General features: G+C 71.1%; 10 protein-coding genes. 4 read left to right on the forward strand and 6 right to left on the reverse strand.

All coding sequences use genetic code 11. The features are described from left to right. Positions 1-11: 11 nt before the first annotated feature. The 3 genes from ACWGJ5_RS17570 to ACWGJ5_RS17580 all read right to left on the reverse strand — a co-directional run bounded on the left by ACWGJ5_RS17570 (position 12) and on the right by ACWGJ5_RS17580 (position 3,370). Positions 12-1,394, reverse strand: coding sequence for a ferredoxin reductase family protein (locus tag ACWGJ5_RS17570; RefSeq protein WP_453310591.1), 1,383 nt, complete (start codon positions 1,392-1,394; stop codon positions 12-14). Between the two features lie 73 nt (positions 1,395-1,467). After that, positions 1,468-2,004: an FMN-binding protein gene (locus ACWGJ5_RS17575; RefSeq protein WP_453310592.1), complete on the reverse strand. Its 537-nt coding sequence runs from the start codon at positions 2,002-2,004 to the stop codon at positions 1,468-1,470. Positions 2,005-2,023: 19 nt separating this feature from the next. Further along, complete coding sequence (locus ACWGJ5_RS17580; RefSeq protein WP_453310593.1) at positions 2,024-3,370, reverse strand: ferredoxin reductase family protein; 1,347 nt, start codon at positions 3,368-3,370, stop codon at positions 2,024-2,026. Positions 3,371-3,578: 208 nt separating this feature from the next. Here ACWGJ5_RS17580 and ACWGJ5_RS17585 point away from each other — a divergent pair, with 208 nt between their 5' ends. Both ACWGJ5_RS17585 and ACWGJ5_RS17590 read left to right on the forward strand, forming a co-directional pair. Continuing rightward, positions 3,579-4,319 carry a response regulator transcription factor gene (locus ACWGJ5_RS17585; RefSeq protein ID WP_453310594.1) on the forward strand — a complete coding sequence of 247 codons (741 nt, stop codon included), beginning with the start codon at positions 3,579-3,581 and terminating at the stop codon, positions 4,317-4,319. Between the two features lie 32 nt (positions 4,320-4,351). Then, positions 4,352-5,800: a sensor histidine kinase gene (locus ACWGJ5_RS17590; protein ID WP_453310610.1), complete on the forward strand. Its 1,449-nt coding sequence runs from the start codon at positions 4,352-4,354 to the stop codon at positions 5,798-5,800. A 5-nt stretch (positions 5,801-5,805) separates the two neighbouring features. Here the strand turns inward: ACWGJ5_RS17590 and ACWGJ5_RS17595 are convergent, their stop codons facing one another. From ACWGJ5_RS17595 to ACWGJ5_RS17605, 3 genes are all read right to left on the reverse strand, one after another. Next, complete coding sequence (locus ACWGJ5_RS17595; RefSeq protein ID WP_453310595.1) at positions 5,806-6,510, reverse strand: L,D-transpeptidase family protein; 705 nt, start codon at positions 6,508-6,510, stop codon at positions 5,806-5,808. A 3-nt stretch (positions 6,511-6,513) separates the two neighbouring features. Beyond that, positions 6,514-7,101, reverse strand: coding sequence for a pyridoxamine 5'-phosphate oxidase family protein (locus tag ACWGJ5_RS17600; protein ID WP_453310596.1), 588 nt, complete (start codon positions 7,099-7,101; stop codon positions 6,514-6,516). 97 nt (positions 7,102-7,198) lie between these two features. Further along, complete coding sequence (locus ACWGJ5_RS17605) at positions 7,199-8,056, reverse strand: hypothetical protein (protein ID WP_453310597.1); 858 nt, start codon at positions 8,054-8,056, stop codon at positions 7,199-7,201. A 167-nt stretch (positions 8,057-8,223) separates the two neighbouring features. Here ACWGJ5_RS17605 and ACWGJ5_RS17610 point away from each other — a divergent pair, with 167 nt between their 5' ends. Both ACWGJ5_RS17610 and argH read left to right on the forward strand, forming a co-directional pair. Further along, entirely contained in the window at positions 8,224-9,420 is a 1,197-nt protein-coding gene (locus ACWGJ5_RS17610; RefSeq protein WP_453310598.1) for an argininosuccinate synthase, read from the forward strand. 49 nt (positions 9,421-9,469) lie between these two features. Beyond that, entirely contained in the window at positions 9,470-10,900 is a 1,431-nt protein-coding gene (gene argH / locus ACWGJ5_RS17615) for an argininosuccinate lyase (protein ID WP_453310599.1), read from the forward strand. Positions 10,901-10,945: the final 45 nt, after the last annotated feature.

Consider the following 10,945-nt stretch of genomic DNA (forward strand, 5'->3'; position numbering starts at 1 on the left):
CTAGCTCCCGCTCACATCTCGAACGACTCGTGATGGATGCGGCGGGCGGGGACCCCCGCGCCGCGCAGTGCCTCGTACACCGACTGGGCGAACCCGGTGGGGCCGCACATGAACACGTCGTGCCGGTCGATGTCGGGGATCTTCCGCTGGAGGTTCTCCGCGGAGATGTCCGGCCGCTCCCCGTCCGGGCTGTTCACCGCGTACATCAGCCGGGCGCCCCGCTCGTCGGCGATCTTCGCCAGCTCGTCCCACAGCGCCAGGTCCTGGGTGCTGTTGGCCCGGTAGAGCAGGGTGATGTCACCGGCGGCACCGGGCAGCGTCTCGAACAGCGCCCGCATCGGGGTGATGCCGACCCCGCCCGCGACCAGCAGCACCTTGCCCCGGCTGCGGCGCTGCGCGGTCATCGCCCCGTACGGTCCCTCCGCCCACACCCGGGTGCCGGGCGTCAGCTCGCGCAGCCGCGCGCTGTGGTCGCCGATCGCCTTCACCGTGATCCGCAGCATGTCCGGGCGCGGCGCCGCCGACAGCGAGTACGGGTGCGAGCTGAAGCGCATGCCCGGCGCGAGGAAACGCCAGCGGAAGAACTGGCCCGCCTCCGCGCCCATCCGGTGCAGCTTGCGCCCGCCGATCAGCACCGACACGATGCCCGGCGTCTCCTCGATGACCGCCTCCACGCGCATCCGGTGCTTGAGGTTCAGCCGGATGGGGGTGAGGATCCGGTACCAGATCACGAGCGCGGTGACCGTGCCGTACAGGCCGTACCAGAAGGTCTTCGCCACGGGCTCGACCGCGAAGTCGTTCCCGGTGGTGATCTGGTGCCAGAACGTCAGGAACACCGCCGCGTACGTCATCAGGTGCACGTGGTACCAGGTGTCGTACGGCATCCGGCGGCGGACCGGGCCGATCGAGGTCAGGCCGATGAGCACGAACAGGCCCGTGCCGATGGCGGCCTTGCCCATGTCCGGAAGCTGGTTGATGGAGTCGATGGTCTGCTGGACGATGTCGCCGAGCGACTTGCCCGCCTGGAGCGCGTATCCCCACATGGTGAGGAAGACGTGCGCCACGATCAGACAGAGCGTGTAGCGGCCGCTCATGGCGTGCCAGCGGGCCACCCGGTCCGAGCCGACCCGCCGCTCCAGCGCCGGCACGCGCGCCATCTGGAGCACGACCAGCGCCATCAGATAGCCGGCCAACAGGCCGGTGATCCGGCCCGCGTTGAGGATCCTGCCGTTGTCGTCGGCGATGGACGGCGTGTTGTGCCACCAGAGCCACAGCACGGCCGCCGCGCCCGCCCAGACGGCGAGCAGCAGCGGTACGGCCGGGGAGCGGCGCGGGCGGATGCGGCGCATCGTCTGGCGGCGGGCGGCACGTCCGCCTGCGAGCGTGGTGGACACGGTTCCTCCGTGGGGACTTGAACCTTGGCCCACAGATACGTGCCGGATGCGCTGAGTGTTCAGGGTTCCCGCATCACAGTCCCGCCGAGTCCAGCGCGGACTGCAGGGACTGCTTGTAGCCGGTGCTGGTGTACGTGGCGCCCGACACCATGTCGATCTCCGCGCTCTGCGCGGCCAGCGCCTCGCGCCGCAGCTGGGGCAGGGCGTAACTGTTGATCTCCTGGTCGCGCGGGTTGTCCGACGGGTACTGCACCGCCGTCACGTCGGTCAGCTTCCCGCTCTTGATCGTCACCCGCACCTGGACCGGGCCCCAGCGGGTCTGGACGGTGTCCCCGGTGGCGGTCTTGCTGACCGTCTTCGATCCCGGGGACGAGCCGGATCCGCCCGACGAGCCGGATCCGCCCGACGAGCCGCTCGATCCGCCCGACGAGCCGCTCGATCCGCCCGACGGCGCCGAACTGCTCGACACCGTGGGCGACTTGGCGTCGGCCGTGGCCGGCGTGGGGCTCGTGTGCGGCTTCAGCGACAGCAGCAGCACCATCCCGGAGACGGTGGCGGCACTGGCCAGCACGATCCGGCGCAGGGGGCGGTTCTTCTTCAGGGCATGCACGTGATCTGCCTCACAGCTCTCACAGTTCGAACGACTCGTGGTGGATACGGCGGTCCGGCACCCCGGCCGCCCGCAGTGCCTCGTACACGTCCCGCGCGAAGCCGTGCGGCCCGCAGATGTAGACGTCGTGGCCGGCGAGGCCCGGGAAGGTCGCGCGCAGCGACTCCGCCGTGATCGCCGGGCGCTCGCCCCGGGGACCGTTCAGCGCGTACAGCACCTGGGCGCCGCGCCAGCGGGCGATCGCCTCCAGCTCACCGCCGAGCGCCAGGTCCTCGGCAGTGCGGGCCCGGTACAGCAGGGTGACCTCGCCGGGCAGCGTCTCGAACAGCGCCCGCAGCGGGGTGATGCCGACGCCGGCCGCGATCAGCAGGGAGTGGTGGCTGGTGGCCCGGTCGGCGGTCATGGAGCCGTACGGACCCTCCGCCCACACCCGGGTGCCGGGCCGCAGCAGGGCGACGGCCGCGCTGTGGTCGCCGAGCGCCTTGACCGTGACGCGCATCAGATCCGGGCGCGGCGGCGCCGACAGGGAGTACGGCGTCGACGTCCAGCCCAGGCCCTCGCCGAGGAACCGCCAGCGGAGGAACTGCCCCGGCCGCGCGCCCAGTTCGTCCAGGTGCCGCCCGCGTACGACGACCGAGTACACACCCGGCGCTTCCATGTGAACCGAGTCCACACGCAGCTGGTGGCGCCGGTTGAGGCGGACCGGGGCGAGGATGCGGAACCACAGCACCAGCGCCGCGACGCCCAGGTACAGCGCGTACCAGACAGCGGTCGCGACCGGCTTGCCGTTGAACTCGTCGCCCAGCGCCAGCTGGTGGAAGAAGGCCAGGAAGACGGCCGCGTACGTCAGCAGGTGGACGTAGTACCAGAACTCGTGGCTGGTGCGGCGGCGCACGGCCCGGGCCGAGGTGATGCCGACCGCGAGGAGGATCACCGTGCCGGCGGTGGCCTTGAGCATGTCCGGGTAGTCCAGGACGACGGTCACCGTCTCGTGCCAGAGCGAGGCCCGGTCCTGGGCGGCGTACCCGGCGAGGATCAGCGCGATGTGCGCGACGAGCAGGCAGACCGTGTACCGGCCGGCCATCGCGTGCCAGCGCGCCACCCGGTCCGAGCCGATCCGGGTCTCGAGCAGCGGGACGCGCGCCATCAGGCCGACCAGCACCGCGCAGGCGTACCCGCACAGCAGCCCGGCGATCCGCCCGGCGCCGGTCAGCCAGCCGGCCGTACCGACCACGGACCCCGTGTCCGCCCACCAGAGCGCGACCACGGCCGCCGCCCCGGCCCACAGAGCGGCCAGCACGGCCCCCGCGGGGGAGCGCCGTGCGGTCACGGGCGAGGCAGCCCGCCGCACATCCACGGTCGTCATCAGTCGCCGTCCCTTCGTCCGTCGTACCGGGCCACTGTGCGGGCGGAAGTTCTGAGTGACCTCTGAGCGAGGCCCTGACCAGGGCCTTTGAGAGCAGACTCAGAGCCGGTCCTCAGACTGCGTTCAGCGGACCTGAGGGCTCTCAGAGAAAACTCAGAGCGGCGGCGCTGCCTCGCACCCCGCCACATGGGTGATGCTGGAAGGCGCGATGAACACCACCCGTTCCGGCCGCCCGGCCCTCACCCGACCCGACGGCACCCCGCTGCGCGTCCTCGTCGTCGACGACGACCCCGACCTGGCAGAGGTCCTCACCGGGGCCCTGCGCTACGAGGGCTGGGAGGTGCGCGCGGCCGGGGACGGCGCCATGGCGCTCAGCACCGCGCGCGAGCTGCTCCCCGACGCCGTCGTCCTGGACGTGATGCTCCCGGACACCGACGGCTTCGCCGTGCTGCGCCGGCTGCACGAGGTGAAGCCGGACGTGTGTGTGCTCTTCCTCACGGCACGGGACGCGGTGGAGGACCGGATCGCGGGCATCACGGCCGGCGGCGACGACTACGTCACCAAGCCCTTCAGCCTGGAGGAGGTCGTGGCCCGGCTGCGCGGACTGCTGCGCCGAGCGGGCATGGCCCGGCAGCAGGAGGAGGGGCCGCGGCTGGTGGTGGGCGACCTGGTGATGGACGAGGAGGCCCGCGAGGTCACCCGGGCGGGCGAACTGATCGAACTCTCACCCACCGAGTTCGAGCTCCTGCGATTCCTCATGCGCAACCCGCGCCGCGTGCTCAGCAAGGCGCAGATCCTCGACCGGGTCTGGTCCTACGACTTCGGCGGCCGTGCCCATGTCGTCGAGCTGTACATCTCCTACCTGCGCAAGAAGGTCGACGCGGGCCGCGAGCCCATGATCCACACCGTGCGCGGGGCGGGCTATGTCCTGAAACCGGTGGCGAAGTGAGCCGCCTCGGCCTCCGCGTACGCCTGACCCGGATGCCCCGCCCCCGCACCCTGCGCGCCCGGCTCACCTTCGGCCTGGTGGTGCTGCTGGCGGTGAGCTGCGCGGCTGTGGGCCTGGCGGCGGTCGTCGAGCTGAACGGCTTCCTCACCCAGCGGCTGGACGAGCAGCTCGTCCAGGTCGGCACCCGGTTCCCGGAGAGCCTGGAGCACCCCGGGAAGCTGCCCGACGACCACGACGGGGACGAGCGCGGCGACACCCGCCGCATGGCCACCGGCACCTTCGGCGCCCGCCTGCTGAACGGCACGGTGACCAACAAGGGACTCATCCGCTCCGGTGACCCGGCGGCGGACCTGCGCGTCAACCTGTCCGCCCATGACGCGGCACAGCTGGCCCGGGTGCCGGTCGACGGCCGGCCCCACACGGTGGAGCTGTCGGCCCTGCACGACTACCGGGTCGTCGCCTCCGCCGGCCGGGACGGGGACGTGCTGATCGTCGGGCTGCCGCTGGAGCCGGTCGAGGCCACGGTCCACCGGCTGGAGGCGGTCGCCGCGATCGTCTTCGGGCTGGCCCTGGTGGTGACCGGCGTGGCCGGCGCCTTCTGGGTCCGCTGGTCCCTGCGTCCCCTCAGCCGGGTCGCCGCCACCGCCACCCGGGTCAGCGAGCTGCCGCTGGCCAGCGGCGAGGTCGCGCTGCCGCCGCGCGCCCCGGACGCCGACCCGGGTACCGAGGTCGGCCGGGTCGCCACGGCCTTCAACCGCATGCTCGGCCATGTCGAGGGCGCGCTGACCAAGCGGCACGCGAGCGAGGAGCGGCTGCGCGGCTTCGCCGCCGACGCCAGCCACGAGCTGCGCACCCCGGTCGCCTCGGTCCGCGGCCACGCCGAGCTGGCCCTGCTGCACCCGGGCCCGGTACCGCCGGAGGTCACCCGCGCCCTGCAGCGCATCGCCGCCGAGTCCTCCCGCATGGGCTTGATGGTCGACGACCTGCTCCTCCTGGCCCGCCTCGACGCGGGCCGCCCCCTGGAGCGCCGGTCCGTCGATCTGACCCACCTGGTCCTGGACGCGGTCACCGACGCCCGCGCCGCGGGCCCCGACCACCGCTGGACCCTCGACCTGCCCGAGGACCCGGTGACGGTGCCGGGCGACGCCCATCGCCTCCAACAGGTGTTGGCCAACCTGTTGGCCAACGCGCGTTTGCACACACCCGTTGGCACCAAGGTGACGGTCACCCTGGAGGCCGACGCCGGCTCGGCCGTCCTCTCCGTCCACGACGACGGCCCCGGCGTCCCCGAGGAGGTCCAGCCGGGCGTCTTCGAACGCTTCACCCGAGCCGAACACCGCCGCCCCACCGGCGCCTCCGGCTCCGGCGCGGGCCTCGGCCTGTCGATCGTGGCGGCGGTGGTGGAGGCGCACGGGGGAAGTGTGGGACTGGAGAGCAGACCGGGATCCACGACGTTCACGGTGCGGCTTCCGGCGAGCTGAGCCCTTCAGTACCGGGTGAGGGCAGTGGGTCCGTCCACCGTCCCGATGGCCATGTGCGGCCTCTGCTCCGGCTCCGCCCACTGCAGGATCCGCCGCATCGCGTCCTCCGGCACCGACACACACCCGGCCGTCGCCGCCTGCCCGTTCACATGGAGGAAGATCCCGGCCCCGCGCCCCCGTACGGGCTGGTCGTAGTTGAACCCGATCACGAGCCCGTACGCGTACTGCGTCGAGTAGGCGATGAGGTGCTCCGACTCGGAGCCGCGGCAGTCGGCGGGCAGCGGATCCACCCAACGGTTGTACGCCGCCGAGTCGTTGTCCTGGCACCACCAGGAACTCTCCCTCACCGCCCGGTACTCGACGCGCGTCCCGCTCGGCGCGGCCTTGATCCCGAAGCCGAAGGGAAGGCCGTACAAGCCGGTCGGTGTCGTGTTCGTGCCCTGCTCCCGCGCGGCCCCCTCCACCAGCCCGTTCGCCCCGAAGCGCGCCGGTGTCGAACCCGACTGCACCCACTGCCCGTCCTTCAGGTCCCACCAGGTGACCGTCCCCGATGTCGAGCCGGTGCCCGGTGCCTGAGCAGTGATCAGCTGGCTGCCCCCGCCGGTGTCCGCCAGCTGCGCGGGCAGCGGCTCGGATCCGGGGCCCGGTGCGAAACCGAGCAGGGCGAGCGAGGAGGCGGACACGAGGGCGAGTACGACACCGGGACGCATGGCTCAGACGGTAGACGGCGGAAGCGGCAACGGCAGCCCGGGTAGTCCGTCCAGGCTCGTCGCGACATGCTCCTTCTTCTCGAAGTACGCGTTCAGCGAGACGTCGTCCTCCCGCGCGAAACGCCTCTCGTGCAGGTCGCGGTCGCTCTCGTACGCCATGCAGGGGACGGCGTACCCGCAGGTGTCCCGGACCAGTTCCGCGTGTACGACGATGATCGCGCGCAGTCCGTGCGGGTTGGGGTCGATGCCGGGGAAGTGGGCGAGGAGTTCCTTGAAGCGCGGGTCGTCCCGGAAGACCGGCTCGCCCCGGCCGTGCACCCGCACGATGTTCGGCGGGCCCTGGAAGGCGCACCACATCAGGGTGATGCGGCCGTTCTCCCTGAGGTGCGCGATGGTCTCGGCGTTGGACCCGGCGAAGTCCAGGTAGGCCACGCTCAGTTCGTCGAGCACGGCGAAGGAGCCCTTGAGGCCCTTGGGGGAGAGGTTGACCGTGCCGTCGCCGGACAGCGGGGCGGTCGCGGTGAAGAAGACGGGTTGCTCCTCGATGAACGTCCGGAGCCTGCCGTCGATGCGCTCGTAGGTCTTTCCCATGTCCAGCGATTATCGCCGGGATTCGTTCGGCTGTCTAAGGAATTGCCGTGGCCGCCCCGGCCGGCGCTCGTCGGGGCGGCCACGGCCGCCTGTCACGTCACTTGGTGAGCGTGCAGGTGGCCAGGGGGTCGAGCCCGGTGGGCCTGGTGGTGGTGCGGCCGATGGCGATGGCGATGCGGTCGATGGTGGAGGCGCGTTTGTCCTTGAGGGGTCCGAGGATGGCGTTGTTGACGAAGTTGGGTCCGCCTTGGCCGACGGTGGTTTGCAAACGCTTGTCGGCTTCCTGGATCTGGGTCTGCAGGAGGGTGAGGTTGCGGTCGACCTCGGCCTTGGCGGAGGCGGGGATCGCGGGCAGCTTGGAGGCGACGTCCGGACAGGTGATCATGCCCGACCCGGTGTTCCCGCCGGTGCCGCCGGTGTTTCCGCCCGCCGTAGTGGCAGTGCCGGACTGCTGGGTCGCGGCGGTGCTCGGCGTGCCGGCATCGCCTCCCGCCGTGCCGGTGCCGCCCGTGTTGAGCGTGCAGGTGGCCAGGGGGTCGAGCCCGGTGGGCCTGGTGGTGGTGCGGCCGATGGCGATGGTGATGCGGTCGATGGTGGAGGCGCGTTTGTCCTTGAGGGGTCCGAGGATGGCGTTGTTGACGAAGTTGGGTCCGCCTTGGCCGACGGTGGTTTGCAAACGCTTGTCGGCTTCCTGGATCTGGGTCTGCAGGAGGGTGAGGTTGCGGTCGACCTCGGCCTTGGCGGAGGCGGGGATCGCGGGCAGCTTGGAGGCGACGTCCGGACAGGTGATCGTGCCGGGGCTCGCCAGTGTGCGGGCCTGCGCCGCGCCGCCGCTCTTGGCGGGGGTTCCGGCGAGGGCCGAGCCCGCGATGACCGCGCCGGACAGCACCACGGCCGCGGCGCCGCCGATGAACGCCACACGACGCTTGTTGTACTTCGGAAGAGCCCTGGACATGCGGATGCCTCGCTTGGGTCGTATCGGTGTCTGGGCAACGCGGCGCCTGCGTTCGGAGGGGAATACGAGAAAGCGGTTTCATCCGTTCACCGTGGAACTTGATTGACGAATCATGCAGAGGTCTGCATACTCATGCATGACAGTAAGTGCAGTAAGAGGAGAAACCCGTGACCGAGCGCGTCGTACTCGCCTATTCGGGCGGTCTGGACACCTCCGTCGCCATCGGCTGGATCGCCGAGGAGACGGGCGCCGAGGTCATCGCCGTCGCGGTGGACGTGGGCCAGGGCGGCGAGGACCTGGACGTCATCCGCAAGCGCGCCCTCGCCTGCGGGGCCGTCGAGGCCGAAGTGGCCGACGCCAAGGACGAGTTCGCCGAGGAGTACTGCCTCCCGGCGATCAGGGCCAACGCCCTCTACATGGACCGCTACCCGCTGGTCTCGGCCCTCTCCCGGCCGGCGATCGTCAAGCACCTGGTCGCCGCCGCCCAGAAGCACGGCGCCACGACCGTCGCCCACGGCTGCACCGGCAAGGGCAACGACCAGGTCCGCTTCGAGGCCGGCATCCTCGCCCTCGCCCCCGACCTGAAGTGCATCGCCCCGGTCCGCGACTACGCGATGACCCGGGACAGGGCGATCGCCTTCTGCGAGGCCAAGCAGCTCCCGGTCGCCACCACCAAGAAGTCCCCGTACTCCATCGACCAGAACGTCTTCGGGCGCGCGGTCGAGACGGGCTTCCTGGAGGACATCTGGAACGCCCCGGTCGAGGACATCTACGAGTACACCGCCAACCCGGCCACGCCGCGCGAGGCCGACGAGGTGATCATCACCTTCGACAAGGGCGCCCCGGTCGCGATCGACGGCAGGCCCGTCACCGTCCTGCAGGCCATCGAGCAGCTCAACGACCGCGCAGGCGCCCAGGGCATCGGCCGGATCGACATGGTCGAGGACCGCCTCGTCGGCATCAAGTCCCGCGAGGTGTACGAGGCTCCGGGTGCGATCGCACTGATCACCGCACACCAGGAGCTGGAGAACGTCACCGTCGAGCGTGAACTCGCCCGCTACAAGCGGCAGGTCGAGCAGCGCTGGGGCGAACTCGTCTACGACGGCCAGTGGTTCTCCCCGCTCAAGCGCGCCCTGGACGGTTTCATCGACGAGGCCAACCAGCACGTGACCGGCGAAGTCCGCATGACCCTGCACGGCGGCCGGGCGGTCGTCACCGGCCGCCGCTCCGCCGAGTCCCTGTACGACTTCAACCTGGCGACGTACGACACGGGCGACACGTTCGACCAGTCCGCGGCCAAGGGCTTCATCGACATCCACAGCCTGTCGTCGAAGATCGCCGCCCGGCGTGATCTGCAGGCATAGCCTGACGCACACCCCGCGTATCCCACCCACTTCCCTAGGAGCAGCGCAAGTGAGCAGCAACAGCGGTGACGTACGGCTCTGGGGCGCCCGTTTCGCCGACGGCCCCGCCGAGGCCCTGGCGAGGCTGTCCGCCTCCGTCCACTTCGACTGGCGGCTCGCGCCCTACGACATCGCCGGTTCGCGTGCCCACGCGCGTGTGCTGCACAAGGCCCGTCTCCTCACCGACGACGAACTGCAGCGCATGATCGCCGGGCTGGACCGGCTGGAGGCCGACGTCGCGTCCGGCGCGTTCGTCGGCACCATCGCCGACGAGGACGTGCACACCGCCCTGGAGCGCGGTCTCCTGGAGCGCCTCGGCCCGGAACTGGGCGGCAAACTGCGCGCGGGCCGCTCCCGGAACGACCAGGTGGCCACCCTCTTCCGCATGTACCTGCGGGACCACGCCCGTACGATCGGCGGCCTGGTCGCCGACCTCCAGGACGCCCTGATCGGCCTCGCCGAGGCCCACCCGGACGTCGCCATGCCGGGCCGCACCCACCTGCAGCATGCCCAGCCGGTGCTCTTCGCCCACCACGTCCTCGCCCACGTCCAGGCCCTGTCCCGGGACGCCGAGCGCCTTCGCCAGTGGGACGAGCGCACGGCCGTCTCCCCGTACGGCTCCGGCGCACTCGCCGGCTCCTCCCTCGGCCTGGACCCGGAGGCGGTCGCGCGGGACCTCGGCTTCGAGCACGGCAGCGTCGGCAACTCCATCGACGGCACGGCCTCCCGTGACTTCGTCGCCGAGTTCGCCTTCATCACCGCGATGATCGGCGTGAACCTCTCCCGGATCGCCGAGGAGATCATCATCTGGAACACGAAGGAGTTCTCCTTCGTGACCCTGCACGACGCGTTCTCCACCGGCTCGTCGATCATGCCGCAGAAGAAGAACCCGGACATCGCCGAGCTGGCGCGCGGCAAGTCCGGCCGCCTGATCGGCAATCTGACGGGCCTGCTGGCGACTCTCAAGGCCCTCCCGCTGGCCTACAACCGCGACCTCCAGGAGGACAAGGAGCCGGTCTTCGACTCCTGCGACCAGCTGGAGGTCCTGCTTCCCGCCTTCACCGGCATGATCGCCACCCTCACGGTCAACCGCGAGCGCATGGAGGAACTGGCCCCGGCCGGCTTCTCCCTCGCCACGGACGTCGCCGAGTGGCTGGTCAAGCAGGGCGTGCCGTTCCGCGTGGCCCACGAGGTCGCGGGCGAGTGCGTCAAGGTCGCCGAGTCCGAGGGCAAGGAGCTGGACGACCTCACGGACGAGCAGTTCGCGAAGATCTCCGCCCACCTGACCCCGGAGGTCCGGACGGTCCTGAACGTCCCGGGCGCGCTCGCGTCCCGTAACGGCAGGGGCGGTACGGCACCGAGCGCGGTCGCCGTCCAGCTGTCGGAGGTCAAGGCCGACGTGGCCGCACAACACGTGTGGGCGACGGCCAGGACGGCCTAGCCGGCGCAGCCAGAAGGGCCCGGACATTGTCCGGGCCCTTCTGGC

This window comes from Streptomyces sp. NPDC054783 (assembly GCF_053611725.1).